Origin of the sequence: Winogradskyella pacifica, assembly GCF_003386275.1 — a bacterium.
In the GTDB taxonomy this organism is placed as follows: Bacteria; Bacteroidota; Bacteroidia; order Flavobacteriales; family Flavobacteriaceae; genus Winogradskyella; species Winogradskyella pacifica.
The window spans coordinates 59,327-78,534 of record NZ_QREI01000001.1; the positions used below are offsets into that span (position 1 = coordinate 59,327).

Genomic DNA, 19,208 nt, shown 5'->3' on the forward strand with positions numbered 1-19,208 from the left:
GTGTTCTTTTTATTGAATATAAAAAAAGCGTTTCAGATTGAAACGCTTTTTTATCTTATTATTATTTATTGAGATCCCAAAACTAGTTTGGGATAAGCGATTCGCACACTTTTTTCGACAAGCAAAAAGTGGCTCTCTGCTTACATGTTTCGTCTATACTGACCTCCTACTTCAAATAATGCCGAGGTAATTTCTCCCAAGCTACAGACCTTACATACTTCCATTAAAGCTTCAAATATATTTTCGTTGTTTATGGCACGTTGTTGTAAATCTTTTAACAATGCTGTTGTATCATTTGCTTCATGAAGGTTCGCTAAGGTTTTAATCTGAAATTGTTTCTCTTCTTCCGTTGCTCTAATCACTTCCGCAGGCACAACTGTTGGTGACCCTTTACTACTTAAGAAGGTATTTACACCAATAATTGGGAATTTTCCGTTGTGTTTTAAGGTTTCATAATACAAGCTTTCTTCTTGTATTTTACTACGTTGGTACATGGTTTCCATAGCACCAAGGACTCCACCTCTTTCTGTAATTCTATCGAATTCTAAAAGCACAGCTTCTTCTACTAAATCGGTTAATTCTTCAATAATAAATGAGCCTTGAATTGGATTTTCGTTTTTATTTAATCCTAGTTCTTTATTTATAATTAATTGAATTGCCATCGCACGTCTAACCGATTCTTCAGTTGGTGTTGTAATAGCTTCATCATACGCGTTAGTGTGCAATGAGTTACAGTTATCATAAATAGCGTATAAAGCTTGAAGCGTTGTACGAATATCATTAAAGTCAATTTCTTGAGCGTGTAAACTACGTCCAGACGTTTGAATATGATATTTCAACATTTGTGCTCTTGCATTGGCGCCATATTTGTGCTTCATTGCTTTTGCCCAAATTTTACGTGCCACACGACCTATTACTGCGTATTCTGGATCAATACCGTTTGAGAAAAAGAACGATAAGTTTGGACCAAATTTATTGATGTCCATACCACGACTTAAATAATATTCCACGTAAGTGAAACCATTAGATAAGGTCAACGCTAATTGCGTAATTGGATTGGCTCCTGCTTCTGCAATATGATATCCAGAAATAGAAACTGAATAAAAGTTTCGTACGTTATTTTCAATAAAATACTCTTGAACATCTCCCATTAAACGCAATGCAAATTCTGTAGAGAAAATACAGGTGTTTTGTGCTTGATCTTCTTTTAAAATATCTGCTTGAACCGTTCCTCTAACTTGAGCAATGGTATTGGTTTTTATTTCGGCATAAACATCGGCAGGTAATACTTTATCTCCAGTAACACCTAATAACATAAGTCCTAAACCATTGTTTCCTTCTGGTAGCTCTCCATTATAAGATGGGCGTTCTTTGCCTTTATAAATCTTAGCAATTTTGGCTTCAACCTCTTTTTCTAAACCATTTTCTTTAATGTAAAACTCACATTGCTGATCAATGGCCGCATTCATAAAGAACCCTAATAACATTGGCGCAGGACCATTAATAGTCATACTCACCGAGGTCATTACGTTTGCTAAATCAAAACCAGAATACAGTTTTTTAGCATCGTCTAAACAACAAATACTAACTCCTGCATTACCAATTTTTCCGTAAATATCTGGTCTTAAATCTGGATCGTTTCCATAAAGTGTAACACTATCAAAAGCAGTAGACAAACGTTTTGCTGGCAAGCCTGCACTTACATAGTGAAACCGTCTATTAGTTCGTTCTGGACCTCCTTCTCCTGCAAACATACGTGCTGGATCTTCGCCTGTACGTTTAAAAGGATATAATCCTGAGGTGTATGGAAATTCTCCTGGTACGTTTTCTTGCAATGTCCAACGTAATAAATCTCCCCAAGCTTGATACTTTGGTAACGCTATTCGTGGAATTTGCAAATGTGATAACGACTCCGAATGTGTTTCGATTTTAATCTCTTTATCTCTTACTTTAAAGCTATAAATTGGATTTTTGTATTTATTAACTTTCTCATCCCAACCAGTAATGACTTCCCAATTGTAAGGATCTAAGTTTAATTTTACCCGGTCGAATTCACTAACTAAAAGTTTTACAAAATCTTTATTCTCTTCATTAGGCGCTATAGATTCTGAAGCAATTCCTGCTTTATCTAATTCTGGAGTTGCCTCTAAAACAGATTCTAATGTTTTATAAATGCCGTATAAACGCTGAGCCACTTCAACTTGCGCATCTGCGGTTTTATCATAAGCGCGATTACTTTCTGCAATTTCAGATAAATAACGTGTTCTAGACGGAGGAATCACAAAAATCTTCTCGCTCATTTCCTTAGAAATTTCAAAAGTCGATTTTAATTCTGAATTAGCTTTTTCAACCAATTTATCCATAATCGCTTTATAAAGCGTATTCATTCCTGGATCGTTGAATTGTGAAGCTATTGTTCCATAAACCGGCAAATCATCTTGGTGAACATCCCAAAGATGATTGTTACGCATGTATTGTTTTTTTACATCGCGTAACGCATCTAAAGAACCACGTTTATCAAACTTGTTAATCGCTACTAAATCGGCGAAATCTAGCATGTCAATTTTTTCTAATTGTGTTGCTGCACCAAATTCTGGAGTCATAACGTATAAGGCCACGTCCGAATGTTCCATAATCTCAGTATCCGATTGACCGATACCAGAAGTTTCTAAGATGATTATATCGTATTCTGCAGCTTTTAGAACTTCAATCGCTTCGTTTACATATTTGGATAATGCTAAGTTAGATTGACGTGTTGCCAAACTACGCATATACACTCTTGAGTTGTTAATCGCATTCATACGAATACGATCTCCTAAAAGCGCACCTCCTGTTTTACGTTTAGAAGGATCTACAGAAACTAAACCAATAGTTTTTTCTGGAAAATCAATTAAAAAACGACGCACCAGCTCATCGACTAAACTCGATTTTCCTGCTCCACCTGTTCCTGTTATTCCTAAAACCGGTGTTTTAGATGTTTTATTTTTTATATGAATTTTGTCTAATGTCGCTTTTGCAACTTCTGGAAAGTTTTCTGCAGAAGATATCACTCTAGCAATTGCTTTTGGATTTTTAGTAGGAAGTAGATCTACTTCGTTACTTAATGAATCTCCAATAGCATAATCTGATTGTTGAACCAAATCGTTAATCATGCCTTGTAAACCAAGGGCTCTTCCATCGTCTGGAGAATAGATTCTGGTAATTCCATAATCCATTAATTCCTTGATTTCTTCAGGAAGAATAACTCCACCTCCACCACCAAAGATTTTAATATGACCAGCTCCTTTTTCTTTCAGCAAATCATACATATATTTAAAATACTCGTTGTGACCCCCTTGATATGATGTTAATGCAATGGCATTCGCGTCTTCTTGGATCGCCGTAGTCACAACCTCCTCTACACTTCTATCATGCCCCAAGTGAATCACTTCAACTCCAGTAGATTGAATGATACGACGCATTATATTTATGGCTGCATCGTGTCCATCAAAAAGAGATGCGGCTGTTACTATACGTACTTTATATTTTGGCTTATAAGGTGCAACTTGTTCCATTCTTAAAAATCTTGCTTATTTGAATGGCAAATTTAAGGAATATTCAAAAATCTAAGGCAATAATCATCAATTATCTAAAACGCAGAGAAAGTGGCAACGGCACACAATTTTAATTACTTTTATCAACTCATTCAAGATTAGTTTTATGCATAAAATCACATTACTTATTCATTGCGCCGATCAACCGAATATTATTGCTTCGGTGACGAGTTTTATGGCTTCAAACGATGGAAATATTGTCTATATCGATCAGCATGTCGACAGAGAGCAAAACATATTTTTTATGCGATTAGAATGTGAATTTGCATCAAATTCGTTCTCACTTGAAAAATTCAAACACCTATTCAATTCTGAATTGGCCGAGAAATTTCAATTGAAATGGAAAATATATTCTGCTGAAAGGAAACCAAAAATGGCATTATTCGTTTCTAAATACGATCATTGTTTGTATGATATTTTAGGCCGTTATAACTCGGGTGAATTATTTCTTGAAATCCCATTCATTCTTAGTAATCATCTCGATTTAAAACCTATTGCAGATAGTTTCAATATTCCGTTTTATCATGTGCCTGTTACAAAAGCGACGAAGCATGAAGCGGAACAAGAACAGTTGAACTTACTTGAAACGCATCAGGTTGATTTTATCGTTTTAGCCCGTTATATGCAAATTGTTTCTGAAACATTAATTGATAAATATCCTAATAGGATTATCAATATTCATCATTCGTTTTTACCTGCTTTTGTTGGCGCAAAACCGTATCATTCGGCATACAAACGCGGTGTAAAAATTATTGGATCTACAAGTCATTATATCACTGAAGAGTTAGACGCCGGACCAATTATAGAACAAGACGTAGCACATGTATCTCATACCTTTTCAATTAAAGATTTAATAGCAAAAGGACGCGATTTAGAAAAGATAGTTTTATCTAATGCTATTAAACTTCACGCCAATAGAAAAGTTATGGTCTATAATAACAAGACCATTATCTTCTCTTAAATACTAATTTACAGATACAAATTCAACTTAAAAACAATTTTATAGTGACTATTGCAACTTAAATGTGTCTATAATAATAAGTTGAGATGTCTATTTTAGGTCTAAAACTTGAAGTTTTTTTGCCTATATAAATTATCTTTACCAAAAATTAAAACTTAAATGATGATTAAAAGAATTTTTGCCCTACTGATTATTTTCAATTTAACAGCTTGTGCTGAGTTACAACAGGTTGTCGATTCTTTACCTCAAGGAACTGGTGGAGTCATAGGTAATGCTGATATTGCAGCCGGATTACGAGAAGCCTTAGACACAGGTATTGAAAAACAAGTAACAAAATTAACCGCAGAAGATGGTTTCTTTAAAAATGAATTGGTAAAAATCGTTTTACCAGAAGAACTTCAAAAAGTAGATAGCGCACTTCGTAAAATTGGATTAAGCAGTTTAGCTGATGAAGGTTTAAAGGTACTTAACAGAGCTGCAGAAGATGCCGTATCTGAAGCGACTCCAATTTTTGTTAATGCTGTAAAAGACATCACTTTTGATGATGCCAAAAACATTCTTTTGGGAGAAGATGACGCTGCAACATCATATTTAACATCAAAAACGCAAACGGAATTATACAGCAAGTTTAAGCCTGTTATAAATAATTCGTTTAGCAAAGTAGGTGCTGATCAAATTTGGTCTAACCTTATTACCAAATACAATAATATTCCTTTGACAAATAATGTGAACCCTGATTTAACGGATTACGTAACGCAAGAAGCTTTAAAAGGTGTTTATACTATGATTGCTGTTGAAGAAAAAGAAATAAGAACAAAAGTATCTTCTCGTAGTAGTGATTTATTGAAGAAGGTCTTTGCTATGCAAGATTAAATCAGCATTACGCTATAGATTTTGTTATCTTTTACTTAAAAAAACATTTGTTCTAGCTAAATTTTAGTAATTTACTAAGGTATTTATTAAAATTTAGCTGTGAGTAATTCAGAAAAAATAATAAAAAAAAGAATAAAGCTTAAGAAAAAGTACCTTCAACTTATTGAAGACGCTTATAATTTAAGACAAACAGATCACGCTTTAAGTGATTTCTCTGAGTACAAAGCCACTAAAGTTCTTTATAAAATTAATAAATTAGGGTTTGTTATGCACAATTCGGAAGTCCAAGTCTACTAATCCTAACTTATTAAATTACACTTAATTATACCCTAACGTTCTCTTAACTTCTAAGCTAATTAAACTCACCATCTTTGCAGTGCAAAAGATTGAGTTAGTTAGATCTTACATTAGTTAGTTAGAAGTCGATATTGTAGTTAGGTATCGACTTTTTTTATGCTTAATTATGAAAGGTTTTGAAATAGCTATAAGATTTCAGTACACGACTCCCATACCAAGAAAACAATTCACCATCGACAATTTTTATAGTCTTCTCTGGAAATTGAGCTTTTAATTCTAAGACATGTTCTTCTTTAAACGGAAAAGGTTCACTTGATAGAAAAATGAGGTCTGCCTCTTTTAATTTTGGATTACTTAAGTCGACTTCCGGATAACGTTTATCATCTTTAAACACATTTACAAAACCAGATTCTTTAATCATAGCATCTATAAAATTCTCTGATGCCGCAATCATCCACGGTTTTTTCCAAATAAAATAAGCAACTTTTAACTTATCTGTGTTTTGAAGTGTAATTTGAAATGCTTCGCGTTCTAATTGAATATTTGCTACTAAAGTTGACGTTGTCCTCTCAATATTAAAAATTTCCCCATACATCTTAATGAGCTCAAAGCAATCGTCGAGGTTATAAACATCACTCACGTGAATTGGAGCTATTTCTTCTAAACTTTCAATAATCTCCTTAGTATTCTCCTCTTTATTGCAAAGGATAATATCTGGACGAAGCGCTTTTATTTTTTCAATATTGATTTTCTTTGTGCCACCAACAACAGCTTTAGACATTCTAAGATGCTTCGGGTGTACACAAAACTTAGTAACACCAACAATTGAAGATTCTAAACCTAAATCTACCAATAATTCGGTTTGCGAAGGCACCAAAGAGATGATACGCTTGGGTGTTTTGTTGAGTTGAATTTCTCGTTTAAGTTGATCGATATATGTCATTATGAATACTTTGGCCCCGCTCAGTAAAACCTGAGTACAGCAATCTGTTTAATTATAGTTCTGTTTCAAGAGATTCCCACGTCCTACCTCCTCGGAATGACAGTTCACAATTCAACAGCCATCTGTAGTTGTAATTCTTTAGCTTTTTGAGCTGCAGCTTCCGCGAAGTCTTCTTCCTGAGACGCATAAATTATGCCTCGAGACGAATTAATTAATAAGCCAACAGAACTATTCATACCATATTTACAAACCTCTTGAAGGTTTCCTCCTTGCGCACCAACGCCAGGCACTAATAAAAAGCTATCTGGGATAATTTTTCTAATATCCGCTAAAAACTCAGCTTTAGTAGCACCAACCACATACATTAAGTTTTCAGAATTCTTCCAAGATTTAGACGTTTCTAAAACCTGTTTATACAACTCTACTCCATCAACCGACTTTGTTTGAAAATCAAAAGCTCCTTCATTTGAAGTTAATGCTAAAAGTATGGTGTGTTTGTCCTTAAAAGCTAAAAAAGGCTCTACTGAATCTTTTCCCATATAAGGTGCAACAGTAACACTATCAAAACCTAAATCTTCAAAAAATGCTTTAGCGTACATCGTACTTGTATTCCCAATATCTCCACGTTTCGCATCTGCAATCGTATAAATTTCAGGATGATTGTCGTTAAGATAGTTGATTGTTTTTTCTAAAGCTTGCCAGCCTTTTATACCGTATGCTTCGTAAAATGCTGTGTTGGGTTTATAGGCAACACAAAGATGATGTGTAGCATCTATAATGGCTTTATTAAAAGCGAAAATTGGATCTTCTTCTTTTAATAAATGCTTTGGGATTTTATTTAAATCGACGTCTAATCCTATGCAAAGGAACGATTTCTTTTTTTTAATTTGGTCTATAAGTTGCTGTGTAGTCATAGTATAAAAAAAGCCTCAGTAAAGAGGCTTCAATTTAAATTACATCATCATTAGCCTTTAACAACTCTGTGTTTTCGGCTAACATTAATTCGTCTATTATTTTTTGAATATCACCATTAATGATATTTTGTAAATCGTAAAGGGTTAAACCTGGTACTCTATGATCTGTTACGCGTCCTTGTGGATAATTGTAGGTTCGAATTTTAGCAGATCTATCACCAGAACTCACCATACTTTTACGTTTTTCAGAATCGGCTGCTTGTTGCTTCGCTAATTCTAAATCGTATAAACGCGAACGTAACACCTTTAAGGCTTTTTCTAAGTTTTTATGAGATGATTTCTGGTCTTGACAACTTACAATCATTCCCGTTGGCTCGTGATGTAACTTAATAGCAGAGTAGGTTGTGTTTACCGACTGCCCCCCAGGACCAGTTGATGTGGTACGCTCTATACGAACTTCCGTCATATCTAATTCGTAATCAAACTCTTCCGCTTCAGGTAATACCATAACCGTTGCTGCACTTGTATGCACACGACCTTGAGTTTCTGTCTGTGGCACACGTTGTACACGGTGTACACCAGCTTCAAACTTTAAAGTTCCATAAACATCTTCACCTGATACTTCAAAAATAATTTCTTTAAAACCACCAGATGTTCCGTCACTTTGACTTACAACATCGACTCTCCAACCTTTATCGCTACAATATTTTGAATACATTCGGTATAAATCACCCGCAAAAATACTAGCTTCGTCTCCACCTGTACCCGCACGCACCTCAACAACGACATTTTTAGCATCGTCTGGATCTTTAGGAATCAACATAAAACGAATCTCTTCTTCAAGCTTTTCAATGATTTCTTCTGCTTCTTCAAGTTGCATTTTAGCCATATCTACCATTTCGGCATCAGAGCCATCCGCAAGAATCTCTTGAGCTTCAGAAATATTTTCTAAGGATTCTTTGTAGGTTTCACCTTTATCTACAATTAATTTAAGATCCTTGTATTCTTTCATCAGCTTGGTGTAGCGCTGCTGATCTGATATAATATCTGGTTGAATGATAAGATCATTGATCTCATCAAAACGTTGTTTTATAATCTGTATTTTCTCTAACATCTCTCTTCAAAATTGGATTTCAAAAATACGTTTTTTTTGAGATATTAGACCGCTGCGTTTCTAGAATAAAGAATCAAGACCTAAATATTGATAAATCAGTAACTTTCAATGATCTAGTTAGCTCCGATTAAGTTACTTTAATACTAATAAATTCTTTTAGTATTATTGTTATCAGTATTAAAATATAGAAAATGTCGCTTTACTATAAAATCTTTATTCTTGACTCTAAAAGCAGAGCGGCCTTGATTCTTTTCAATGCTAATACAAATTCAATATTACAGGTAAAAATAAACTCCCCATAAATAACGTTAGTATAAAACTATGTATCGATTCCTAGCTATACTTACATTTTACAGACCGTTTGTGGTTTGGTCTTTTACGGCGAATGCTATTATCGGATTTTTCAATCCACTAATAGTACCAGCATTAGTGACCAAATTATTTCTTACGGTTTTTGCATGGTATTATGTGAGTGAAACTAATAATAAACGAAAATTAACCTTTTACAAAAATTTAGGTATTTCTACTTTAAAGCTTTTTTCTGTTATATTTATTTTAGACTGTATTTTAACCATTATTTTTATTACCATATTTAAGGAATTCACTTGATAAACAAATGATATTTGAACTAGACAATGTAGAACTTTACTTTAAAAACAAACGCATTTTAAACGGTATTTACCTCAAAGCTGAAACGGGAGAGGTTACAGCTATCTTAGGTAGAAATGGCTGTGGCAAAAGCTGCTTGCTCAATATTGCTTTTGGGAATTTAAAACCAAAATACATGTTGGTAAGATTAGATAGCAAACCTCTTTTAAAGCCCTTATATTCTACAGGAATTGCTATATATCTGCCACAGTATAATTTTATTCCTGGTGACATGACCTTGTCTTTTGTATTTAAATTATATGCTATTGATTGGGCTATTTTTATTGAAAGTTTTGAAGCGTTTTCTATCTATAAAAATGCGAGATTCAACGCACTATCAGGTGGGGAAAGACGTATTATTGAAACCTATATTATTCTAAAAACCAAAAGTCAAATCGTATTTTTAGACGAACCATTTTCTCATTTATCACCTTTACATATTGAAACTGTAAAACAGCTTATTCAAGAAGAAAAAAAAGAAAAAGCTATTATTATATCCGACCATATGTATCAACACATTATTGAGGCATCAGATCATATTTACTTATTAAATAATGGCTCCACAAAAAAAATTGAAAACCTTACAGAACTTGAGGATTATAAATATTTAAGTGAAGGTACCTTATAAAAGAATTAAGATGATGAATTACTTTTAATAATTTGATCTAAATCTACCACTACACCAACACCCAAAATTTGTTTCCATTGTAACTTAGGACCTACAATAACACTTTCTTCATTGGTTAATTCATTGGTTTCAACTTCTACCTTAATATCATCGTCATACCTAAGATGAGAGCCTAAAGTAGCCTTTACAAATCTATTGACTTTCATGTCCAAATTGAGTTCCCATTCTAAATCAACGTTTCCAAAACTATTAATATAATCCGTATATAAACGTAATAAACTTGACACTTTAATATTCTCAAAAAGCTCCTCTTCATATTTATTAGTTAATAATATACCCAATTCTTGTCTCACCTTTTTACCTTCCCTAAGCATATTTCCCTCTAAATCATAAATAGCTGGCTCTACTCCAAAAGCACCTCTATTTGCTAAATCATTATCTAAAACAAATGTTGTTTTTAAGGTAAATGGTGAGGCATAAAAGGACATGCGCTCTATAAACCTTCCATATTCCATTCCCAAACCAAAAAACATATAACCAGGGGCTAAAACTCTAGATATAGGCTCATCTCTATTAGGATAATTATATCCATTTGCTAATTGCGTGTTGAAACTAAATTTTGAAGAATAAAACCAATTACTTTTGGGGTCTTTTTCTAAACCAATATTAGAGATTACCTCAATAACATCTTCCGTTTTTCTAATGTTTAGATCTTCTTGCTTGTTTAAACCATAACGGATGTTAAAGTTAGAATTCCAAAACCATTTTTCTTGCTTATATTTTGCCTCTGCTTTACCTGATATAATAGCCGAGATTGAATTAGCTCCACCTGTATTCCAGTTTGTAAAAGACACCTGATTAAGCGTTAAGCCAACTTCTTTTTTAGTTCTCCACCCTAATTGAATAGGTTCATTCTTTTTCTTTTGAAAATATAAAGAATCTGGCTGAGCAAAAAGGATACTAGAGCATAAGACAAATACGCTAAATATAAACCAAGAATAGTTTTTCATGTTTGAAATAAATTAATACTTAAATGTGCCGTATTCACTGCTAATAGTAAGTTGTTTTTTATCGGAAGCTTCTACGCGACCAATGATTTTAGCATCTACATTAAAAGATTTTGAAATCTCAATAATAGCACTTGCAACTTCTGGCTTTACATACAATTCCATACGATGGCCACAGTTAAACACTTGATACATTTCTTTCCAATCTGTTTTAGATTGTTCTTGAATTAGTTTAAATAACGGCGGAACTTTGAACATATTATCTTTTACAATATGAAGTTCATCAATAAAATGAAGAATTTTTGTTTGCGCTCCTCCACTACAATGCACCATGCCGTGAACCGAATCACTATTATATGTATTCAGAATTTCTTTGATTATTGGCGCGTAAGTCCTTGTCGGCGATAACACTAACTTACCAGCGTCGATTGGTGAGTTCTCAACAGTATCTGTTAATTTTGTTTGTCCGGAATACACTAAGTCTTCTGGTACAGCAGCATCAAAACTTTCTGGATATTTTTCGGCTAAATATTTTGAAAACACATCGTGTCTTGCTGATGTTAATCCATTACTTCCCATACCTCCATTATATTCGGTTTCGTAAGAGGCCTGACCGAAAGACTCTAAACCGACAATAACATCACCTGCAACAATATTAGCGTTATCAATAACATCTGAGCGCTTTATACGTGCCGTGACTGTAGAATCGACAATAATCGTCCTTACTATATCGCCAACGTCTGCAGTTTCACCACCAGTTGAATGGATCGTAACTCCAAAAGACTTTAAATCTTCAATTAAGTCTTCTGTTCCGTTAATTATTGCTGAAATGACTTCACCAGGAATTAGATTCTTATTTCTTCCAATGGTTGAAGACAACATTATGTTATCTGTGGCTCCGACGCAGAGTAAATCGTCAATATTCATAATTAACGCATCTTGAGCGATGCCTTTCCAAACTGAAATATCTCCAGTTTCTTTCCAATACATGTATGCCAAAGACGATTTTGTACCAGCTCCATCGGCATGCATTATTAAACAATAATCAGAATCATTAGTTAAATAATCTGGAACTATTTTACAGAACGCTTTAGGGAACAAGCCCTTATCGATATTCTTTATAGCATTATGGACATCTTCCTTTGAAGCAGAAACTCCTCTTTGCGCATATCTTTTACTCACCGAATTACTCATTGTATCGTTTATTAGTATTGATATTGCAAAAGTAAGAATTGCGTTTAATTATAAGGAATGATTAAGCTGTAATTAATAACAGTTTTCATTTTTCTAAATAATGCTTCCTTTTTCTTTTTACCACCGAAGTATAAATTAGAGCTTAATCCACCTCTCAATAACGCATCATCTGTTTCATCTGCCATAAGACAAACTAAATGATCCTCGATAAACATATAATTATATTCCCCAAATAATATTAGGCCAACACCTTTAGTGAGTAGAACCTCAAAACCAAACCCTCCTTGTGCTCTTGCAACTGTACTTATAAAAGAATTAGATGTGTTATAACCACCACCCACAAATAAAAATGGTAAAAATCTCGTATAGGGACTAAATAGGATTTCTAAATTTAAATCGAAAGACATAAATCCTTCGTTAAAAACAGCCTTAACAGCAACGTTGTATTTATTCTATGTGATATATATATTAAGATGACTTGTAATATGATGCTTACACCCTATTCTGAAGAACAACTCACACTCTGATTCTGGATAATCGCCCTCCATCATTGTTGAACCAACTGCTAAATCTGCAACATTGAAACCTCTGTAATCAAAAAAAGCATATTTGCGATTGATAGTCTTTTTACTTTTTTTTTACTAATTTCTTGAGAAAACTCTGAATTAGAAAAAAAGTCAATGCTATACCCAAAGCAATAGCTTGGAGTTTAGAAATTATATACTTCTAAATTAGAAGATCAGTATATTCTATTGCAGATTTAACGAGAGATTGACAATACAGATAAATTTTTACTTAACTATAAACACACTATATGTTTACTGGAAGAAATCAATTAAAGCAAAAAAAAAGATAAAACCGAAACATCGATTTTATCTTATAGCCTAGAAGGCAAATATTACCTAATAATTTTATCTTAATTTTTAAGATCTGCTGGTAGCTTTACTTGTACACTTACAACTTCATCATTATTAACATTTTTCAATTCGCTAGAATTGTCTTGAGATAAAATAAGCGTTGCTCCAACAAGAATTGCTACACTAAGTAGTAACTTTTTCATTTTTACAAATTATTGATTAATAGCCCTACAAAGATACTAAACAAACGTATCGTTAAAAGGTCCACCCCCAATTATTTCGCACGATACCACCACCTTTTCGACAACTAGTTTAATGTTATCGACAAACTGCACAAAACGCAATTTTCGCACTGTAAGTTGTACGTATATATACGTATTTCATCGCATAGAATTACCTACTCAAACACCTCTAAGACATTTTATATTAATTATTTAGTGAACAAAAGCTCTCTATATTTAGTTAAAGGCCACAACTCATCATCAATCATTAATTCTAGTTTATCACAATGATATCTAATATCTTTAAATAATGGTTTTACCTCATTGCAATATCCATCAGCTTTCTTTTCTAGACTCGCTTCTTTATTAATTGCTTTTCGCGTTTCCGTCATTTTAGTTACCGTTGAGTTAATCGTTTCAATATGTTCTGATATTTGCTCGATAAGAACCAGTTGCGCTTTCGCAAAATCTTTAAAACGATCTCCATAAATAGTCTTAAGACCAGTTACATTTTCTATCAGAATATTTTGATACCTCACAGCAGTTGGCACTACATGATTTCTGGCAATATCCCCAATGACTCTACTTTCTATTTGAACATGGTGAATATAATCTTCCATTTCGATTTCGTAACGCGCTTCAGACTCCACCTTATTCATCACCCCTAAGCTGTCAAAAAGTTCTATTGTAGATTTAGCCTTTTTTATCTTTAATGCTTCAGGTGTCGTTTTATTATTACTTAACCCACGCTTCTTAGCTTCTTTCTCCCATGCTTCACTATAACCATTACCTTCAAAAAGAATCGCCTTAGATGTTTTAATATATTCTCTCAATACATTAAAAATAGCATCATCCTTTTTCATTGATTTCTTATCGATTAACTCATCGACTTCAATTTTAAAATCCATTAGTTGTTTTGCAACTATCGTACTTAAAACTGTCATTGGGTTAGCACAATTCGCTGTAGAACCCACTGCTCTAAATTCAAACTTATTACCAGTAAAGGCAAATGACGAGGTTCTATTTCTGTCTGTATTATCTAATATCACTTCTGGTATTTTACCAACCACATTAAGTTTTAGGTCTGTAATTTCCTTAGGAGATAATTTCCCTTTAGTTACTGTTTCTAATTCCCCGAGCACTTTAGTTAGTTGATCTCCAATAAAAATTGAAATAATCGCAGGAGGTGCCTCATTAGCCCCTAAACGATGATCATTACTAGCAGAAGCAATCGCAGCTCTTAATAACTCTTCGTGCGTCTGTACCGCTTTAATCGTATTAATAAAGAAGGTTAAGAACTGAAGATTGCTCATCGGTGTTTTTCCTGGAGATAATAAGTTGACACCTGTATTTGTAGATAAACTCCAGTTGTTATGCTTACCTGAACCGTTAACACCTGCAAATGGTTTTTCGTGCATAAGCACTGTAAAACTATGTCGTTTGGCAATTTTCTGCATAATATCCATTAACAATGAATTATGGTCCACTGCTAAATTAGCTTCTTCAAAAATGGGAGCCAATTCAAATTGGTTTGGTGCCACCTCATTATGCCTTGTTTTAACAGGAATTCCTAATAGCATGCATTGGTGTTCTAAATCGCGCATATACGACATCGCCCTTGCCGGAATAGTACCAAAGTAATGATCATCTAATTGTTGACCCTTTGCTGGCGAATGCCCCAATAGCGTTCTTCCGGTTAATAAGATATCTGGCCTAGATAATGCCAATGCCGTATCTATTAAAAAATATTCCTGCTCCCAACCCAAAGAGGTTCTTACGCTTTTTACGTTTTTATCAAAGTATTTACACACAGCAACTGCAGCACTATCTACCACTTGCAAAGCGCGTAAAAGTGGAGTTTTAAAATCTAATGCTTCACCTGTATAGGATACAAAAACTGTTGGAATGCATAATGTTTTATCATATATAAAAGCAGGTGATGTAGGGTCCCAAGCTGTATAACCTCTAGCTTCAAACGTGTTTCTAATACCACCATTTGGAAAACTAGAAGCATCTGGTTCTTGCTGTACTAATTGATCTCCACCAAATTTTTCAATAGCGAGTCCATCACCAATAGTTTCAAAAAATGCATCATGTTTCTCAGCTGTTGCCCCAGTTAATGGCTGAAACCAATGTGTATAGTGTGTTGCTCCTTTACTGATTGCCCATTCTTTCATTCCTGTAGAAATATGGTCTGCAACAAGACGGTTTATTTTAGTTCCTTTTTCAACGGCTTCTAAAACACTATTTAAAGCGGTCTTAGTTAGATATTGACGCATCGCTACCTCGTTAAACACATTAGAGCCAAAGATTTCGGATCGGCGTTTCTTCTCCTTAATCTTTAACGGCTTCCTTTTTAAAGATGCTTTTACAGCATGAAATCTGAGTGTTGACATATTGTTAGTTTTTAAGGTCAAAAATACAAAATATTTAAAAAATAGACAATTACCTACACAAAATTAGGGTAGTCTACAATAATTAAACACTTTTAAACTAAATACCCCCATTTTTTTTGATGGGTAAAAAAAAATAACAATATTTGTGTCATTATTATCTGATAAACAAAACAATCATTATGGCAAAAATTAAATTAGAATACATTTGGTTAGATGGCTACTTCCCAACTCAAAATATGAGAAGTAAAACCAAAGTAGAAGAGCACGAAAACTTTAAAGGTACTTTAGAAGAATTAGGCATGTGGTCTTTTGATGGATCATCTACTAGACAAGCTGAAGGTGGATCTTCTGATTGCTTATTAAAGCCAGTAGCTATTTATCCAGATCCAGACAGAATCAACGGATATTTAGTAATGACAGAAGTTTTAAATGCTGATGGAACACCTCACGTTTCTAATGGTAGAGCTACTATTGATGATGATGATAATGATTTCTGGTTTGGTTTTGAGCAAGAGTATTTTATTATGGATACTAAAACTCAGTTACCATTAGGATTCCCTATAGGCGGATACCCTGCACCACAAGGTATGTATTACTGTTCTGTAGGTGGGTTACATACTCACGGAAGAGGTTTAGTTGAAGAACATGCTGATTTATGTATTGATGCTGGTTTAAATTTTGAAGGTATTAACCAAGAAGTTGCTTCAGGACAATGGGAATTCCAATTATTTGCTAAAGGTGCTAAAAAGGCTGGTGACGAAATTTGGATCGCTAGATACTTACTAGACCGTTTAACTGAAAAATATGGTTACTATATTGAATACCATCCAAAACCATTAGGTAGAGATATGGACTGGAATGGTTCTGGTATGCACGCCAACTTCTCTAACGAGGTATTAAGAACTTGTGGAGATAAAGAAACTTACGCAAAAATTTGTGAAGCTTTCCGCCCTGTAGTAAAAGAACATATTGCTGTTTATGGAGAGTTTAACGATCAACGTTTAACAGGTTTACACGAAACGGCATCTATTAATGATTTCTCTTGGGGAGTTTCAGATAGAGGAGCTTCAATCCGTATTCCTATTATCGTAGTTGAGAAAGGCTGGAAAGGTTGGTTAGAAGATAGAAGACCAGCTTCTAATGGTGATCCATACAAAATTGCAGGTAGAATTATTAAAACTGTAAAAAGTGCTGACATTTCTTAATTAGCCACTATTATATATTTTAAAAGTCGTCTAGAATTTTTTTTTCTAGACGACTTTTTCACTCCTTATTATATGTGAAGATTAAAACACACTTAATCTCATGTTTATTTACAAGTAAGCAACATACTTCTCAAGAAACAACTTCACTTATTACTGTATCTCGCTCATACTTATGAGTTTCATAAGAACTAAGGAGTATTCCCTTACAACGATAAAATCTGTTTTTCATAGTAAATTACGTCATTTTATCGACTTTTTGAGATAGTCTTCGCCTTTTTTGGGCTACCAATACACACCTTCATAATATTGCATTGTTATTAACCAAATTCAAATACTTATGAAAAATTTTACTAAGCACCTACTTCCTGTTTTATGCGGAGCTGCTACTTTTATGTCAATTAATATGAATGCCTTCCAAGGTAATTCACAAGATAGCTGTAATGCTGTCGAAGTGATTGCCTCAACCCAAGGCACTCAATCAAATGGTGATGCGGTACTTGCGAGTCGTTCAGATGTTAATGCCGCTTTAAATGCACCAGACAAATCAAACGCTGCTAACGGATTTTATACTTTAGGTATGAAAGGAAGCATTACTCTTGCTTTAGGCGGAGCTGTATACAATGAGCGCGGAACCGATATAATGATTTATGAAACGTCTTTCTCTGGAGATAACTGCAGTGGATATGATGATGAAATGGCATTAGTAGAGCTATCTCAAGACGGTGAAACATGGATCGAATACGGTACAGTTTGTCGTGATGGAGCAATAGACCTTGAAGGTGTTGCTTTAGATTACGTTACTCAAATTAGAATTACAGATATAACATATGGAGCTGGAGATGGCTACGATTTAGATGGTATTGAAGCAGTGAATGGCTGTGAAGACATTCCTCTTGATGTTTGTTATGGTTCAGGAGCTATGAACTATATCCCAGGATTAGATAACAATGGAAATGCATTAACAGTTGCTGAGCGCATGGACACAAATAAAGCTTTAGGTCAACCTCAAATGGATGATTCATTAAACTTTTTATCATTAGGTTACGGTGGAGAAGTTACAATAACTTTTGACGGTGTTGTTTACAATAATGAAGGTCCAGATATCGAAGTTGTTGAAACTACATTTGGTAACGCATCATTCGCTAGCTACCCAGAATCTGCTGATATTTATGTGTCTCAAAACGGTATCGATTTTTACCTTATTGGATCAGTTCTTACAGATGACGCAGGAGATTTAGATATTAGCAATGCACCTATTTTCTTATCTTATATTACAGAAGTGAAGATTGTAGACACAACACCTAGTGGATCTATTTCTGCTGATGGTTTTGACTTAGATGGTGTTGTTGCTTTAACGGGTTGTAAAGAACCTATTTTACCTACACCTGCAGGATGTTATGCTGTAGATTACTTTAACTATGTTGAAGGAACTAAAAAGAATGGTGGTGTTATTGACGCTATTAGAACTGAAACGCCTAACAATGTACTTGGTGAGCCAGAATCAACTGATGATTACGTCTTTACATCATTAGGGTACGGTGGAGAAGTTACTTTAACATTTGGTGGTGCTGTTTACAACCAAGAAGGTCCTGACTTAGTAATTGTTGAAACTACTTTTGGTAATTCATTAGGATGTGACAGTTACAAAGAGTTTGCTAATGTTTATGTGTCTGCTGATGATATCAATTATCATTTTGCTGGTACTGTATGTAAATCAGATAATACAATTGATATTTCAGACGCTGGTGGGTTTAACTTTATTTACTACGTGAAAATTGTAAATAACGACGAATTAACAACAACGGAAGACGGTTATGACCTTGACGGTGTAATTGCTATAGGAACTTGTGAAGAATTTGATTACCAGGCTTACGCTGAACAACAACGTTTACTTAGTGTAAATACGGTGAATGCTGAAGAATTAGGCTTTAGAACATACCCTAACCCAACAAATGGTGTATCTTATATTGAATTTACACCTCAAGCAACTGGTAACGTATCGATAGAGGTATTTGATATTAACGGTCGTAATGTTGGTCGTGTATTCAATGAGGAAGCTTACCCAGGTAAAGTATACAAAGCAGAATTTAACTCTAGTAATTTAGCTGCAGGCTTATATGTATATAAAGTTACCACTGGAAACTCAAGCATTACTAAGAAGTTTGTTGTTACTAAATAAGTAAAGCAACATATTAGTAATTCCAATTACTATATACAAAGCCTCCTGAAATATTTTCAGGAGGCTTTTTTTTTCTATTACTTTTTAGACGTTATGTTCAATTGAAGATAGGTGTAAAATGAGCTTTAATACCTCAACGACTCAATAGTCATAACGTTCATTTCATATAATTAAAAAC

16 protein-coding genes are annotated in these 19,208 nt (G+C 34.0%); 7 read left to right on the top strand and 9 right to left on the bottom strand.

The window, feature by feature from the left end; genetic code table 11:
- Positions 1 to 140: 140 nt before the first annotated feature.
- Positions 141 to 3,554, bottom strand: coding sequence for a methylmalonyl-CoA mutase family protein (locus DFQ09_RS00280; protein WP_115807597.1), 3,414 nt, complete (start codon positions 3,552 to 3,554; stop codon positions 141 to 143).
- Between the two features lie 145 nt (positions 3,555 to 3,699).
- On the opposite strand from DFQ09_RS00280, the gene purU reads away from it, so the two are divergent.
- From purU to DFQ09_RS00295, 3 genes are all read left to right on the top strand, one after another.
- A complete protein-coding gene (gene purU / locus DFQ09_RS00285) occupies positions 3,700 to 4,554 on the top strand; it encodes a formyltetrahydrofolate deformylase (protein ID WP_115807598.1) in 855 nt (284 codons plus the stop codon).
- 162 nt (positions 4,555 to 4,716) lie between these two features.
- Positions 4,717 to 5,427: a DUF4197 domain-containing protein gene (locus DFQ09_RS00290; protein ID WP_115807599.1), complete on the top strand. Its 711-nt coding sequence runs from the start codon at positions 4,717 to 4,719 to the stop codon at positions 5,425 to 5,427.
- A gap of 99 nt (positions 5,428 to 5,526) precedes the next feature.
- The gene (locus DFQ09_RS00295; protein ID WP_115807600.1) at positions 5,527 to 5,724 is read left to right on the top strand and encodes a Lacal_2735 family protein; all 198 of its coding nucleotides are present in this window, start codon (positions 5,527 to 5,529) and stop codon (positions 5,722 to 5,724) included.
- 160 nt (positions 5,725 to 5,884) lie between these two features.
- Here DFQ09_RS00295 and DFQ09_RS00300 read toward each other — a convergent pair whose 3' ends face one another.
- The 3 genes from DFQ09_RS00300 to prfA all read right to left on the bottom strand — a co-directional run bounded on the left by DFQ09_RS00300 (position 5,885) and on the right by prfA (position 8,695).
- A complete protein-coding gene (locus tag DFQ09_RS00300) occupies positions 5,885 to 6,667 on the bottom strand; it encodes an ABC transporter substrate-binding protein (RefSeq protein ID WP_115807601.1) in 783 nt (260 codons plus the stop codon).
- Between the two features lie 104 nt (positions 6,668 to 6,771).
- Positions 6,772 to 7,581, bottom strand: a complete 810-nt coding sequence (gene pyrF, locus DFQ09_RS00305; RefSeq protein ID WP_115807602.1) for an orotidine-5'-phosphate decarboxylase — start codon at positions 7,579 to 7,581, stop codon at positions 6,772 to 6,774.
- A gap of 34 nt (positions 7,582 to 7,615) precedes the next feature.
- On the bottom strand, positions 7,616 to 8,695 hold the full coding sequence (gene prfA, locus DFQ09_RS00310; protein ID WP_115807603.1) for a peptide chain release factor 1: 1,080 nt from the start codon (positions 8,693 to 8,695) through the stop codon (positions 7,616 to 7,618).
- Between the two features lie 321 nt (positions 8,696 to 9,016).
- On the opposite strand from prfA, the gene DFQ09_RS00315 reads away from it, so the two are divergent.
- Positions 9,017 to 9,304 carry a hypothetical protein gene (locus DFQ09_RS00315; RefSeq protein ID WP_115807604.1) on the top strand — a complete coding sequence of 96 codons (288 nt, stop codon included), beginning with the start codon at positions 9,017 to 9,019 and terminating at the stop codon, positions 9,302 to 9,304.
- 7 nt (positions 9,305 to 9,311) lie between these two features.
- A complete protein-coding gene (locus DFQ09_RS00320; protein ID WP_115807605.1) occupies positions 9,312 to 9,971 on the top strand; it encodes an ATP-binding cassette domain-containing protein in 660 nt (219 codons plus the stop codon).
- 5 nt (positions 9,972 to 9,976) lie between these two features.
- Here DFQ09_RS00320 and DFQ09_RS00325 read toward each other — a convergent pair whose 3' ends face one another.
- The 5 genes from DFQ09_RS00325 to DFQ09_RS00340 form a co-directional block, all read right to left on the bottom strand.
- Positions 9,977 to 10,981 carry a DUF3078 domain-containing protein gene (locus DFQ09_RS00325; RefSeq protein ID WP_115807606.1) on the bottom strand — a complete coding sequence of 335 codons (1,005 nt, stop codon included), beginning with the start codon at positions 10,979 to 10,981 and terminating at the stop codon, positions 9,977 to 9,979.
- A 12-nt stretch (positions 10,982 to 10,993) separates the two neighbouring features.
- Positions 10,994 to 12,172 carry an AIR synthase related protein gene (locus DFQ09_RS00330; protein ID WP_115807607.1) on the bottom strand — a complete coding sequence of 393 codons (1,179 nt, stop codon included), beginning with the start codon at positions 12,170 to 12,172 and terminating at the stop codon, positions 10,994 to 10,996.
- Positions 12,173 to 12,216: 44 nt separating this feature from the next.
- Positions 12,217 to 12,579: a hypothetical protein gene (locus tag DFQ09_RS00335; protein ID WP_115807608.1), complete on the bottom strand. Its 363-nt coding sequence runs from the start codon at positions 12,577 to 12,579 to the stop codon at positions 12,217 to 12,219.
- Positions 12,580 to 13,088: 509 nt separating this feature from the next.
- Complete coding sequence (locus DFQ09_RS18795; protein ID WP_179348168.1) at positions 13,089 to 13,232, bottom strand: hypothetical protein; 144 nt, start codon at positions 13,230 to 13,232, stop codon at positions 13,089 to 13,091.
- A 227-nt stretch (positions 13,233 to 13,459) separates the two neighbouring features.
- Positions 13,460 to 15,646 (bottom strand): glutamine synthetase III family protein, encoded by a 2,187-nt coding sequence (locus tag DFQ09_RS00340; RefSeq protein WP_115807609.1) that lies wholly within the window; start codon positions 15,644 to 15,646, stop codon positions 13,460 to 13,462.
- 179 nt (positions 15,647 to 15,825) lie between these two features.
- On the opposite strand from DFQ09_RS00340, the gene DFQ09_RS00345 reads away from it, so the two are divergent.
- Positions 15,826 to 16,851, top strand: coding sequence for a glutamine synthetase beta-grasp domain-containing protein (locus DFQ09_RS00345; protein WP_115807610.1), 1,026 nt, complete (start codon positions 15,826 to 15,828; stop codon positions 16,849 to 16,851).
- A 337-nt stretch (positions 16,852 to 17,188) separates the two neighbouring features.
- Entirely contained in the window at positions 17,189 to 19,030 is a 1,842-nt protein-coding gene (locus DFQ09_RS00350) for a T9SS type A sorting domain-containing protein (protein ID WP_115807611.1), read from the top strand.
- The last annotated feature ends 178 nt before the right edge of the window (positions 19,031 to 19,208 follow it).

What these genes read in the sequence shown, in the direction of transcription:
- DFQ09_RS00280 (WP_115807597.1), bottom strand. Translation starts at nt 3,554, where the DNA reads ATGGAACAAGTTGCACCTTATAAGCCAAAATATAAAGTACGTATAGTA.
- purU (WP_115807598.1), top strand. Translation starts at nt 3,700, where the DNA reads ATGCATAAAATCACATTACTTATTCATTGCGCCGATCAACCGAATATT.
- DFQ09_RS00290 (WP_115807599.1), top strand. Translation starts at nt 4,717, where the DNA reads ATGATTAAAAGAATTTTTGCCCTACTGATTATTTTCAATTTAACAGCT.
- DFQ09_RS00300 (WP_115807601.1), bottom strand. Translation starts at nt 6,667, where the DNA reads ATGACATATATCGATCAACTTAAACGAGAAATTCAACTCAACAAAACA.
- pyrF (WP_115807602.1), bottom strand. Translation starts at nt 7,581, where the DNA reads ATGACTACACAGCAACTTATAGACCAAATTAAAAAAAAGAAATCGTTC.
- prfA (WP_115807603.1), bottom strand. Translation starts at nt 8,695, where the DNA reads ATGTTAGAGAAAATACAGATTATAAAACAACGTTTTGATGAGATCAAT.
- DFQ09_RS00315 (WP_115807604.1), top strand. Translation starts at nt 9,017, where the DNA reads ATGTATCGATTCCTAGCTATACTTACATTTTACAGACCGTTTGTGGTT.
- DFQ09_RS00320 (WP_115807605.1), top strand. Translation starts at nt 9,312, where the DNA reads ATGATATTTGAACTAGACAATGTAGAACTTTACTTTAAAAACAAACGC.
- DFQ09_RS00325 (WP_115807606.1), bottom strand. Translation starts at nt 10,981, where the DNA reads ATGAAAAACTATTCTTGGTTTATATTTAGCGTATTTGTCTTATGCTCT.
- DFQ09_RS00330 (WP_115807607.1), bottom strand. Translation starts at nt 12,172, where the DNA reads ATGAGTAATTCGGTGAGTAAAAGATATGCGCAAAGAGGAGTTTCTGCT.
- DFQ09_RS00335 (WP_115807608.1), bottom strand. Translation starts at nt 12,579, where the DNA reads ATGTCTTTCGATTTAAATTTAGAAATCCTATTTAGTCCCTATACGAGA.
- DFQ09_RS18795 (WP_179348168.1), bottom strand. Translation starts at nt 13,232, where the DNA reads ATGAAAAAGTTACTACTTAGTGTAGCAATTCTTGTTGGAGCAACGCTT.
- DFQ09_RS00340 (WP_115807609.1), bottom strand. Translation starts at nt 15,646, where the DNA reads ATGTCAACACTCAGATTTCATGCTGTAAAAGCATCTTTAAAAAGGAAG.
- DFQ09_RS00345 (WP_115807610.1), top strand. Translation starts at nt 15,826, where the DNA reads ATGGCAAAAATTAAATTAGAATACATTTGGTTAGATGGCTACTTCCCA.
- DFQ09_RS00350 (WP_115807611.1), top strand. Translation starts at nt 17,189, where the DNA reads ATGAAAAATTTTACTAAGCACCTACTTCCTGTTTTATGCGGAGCTGCT.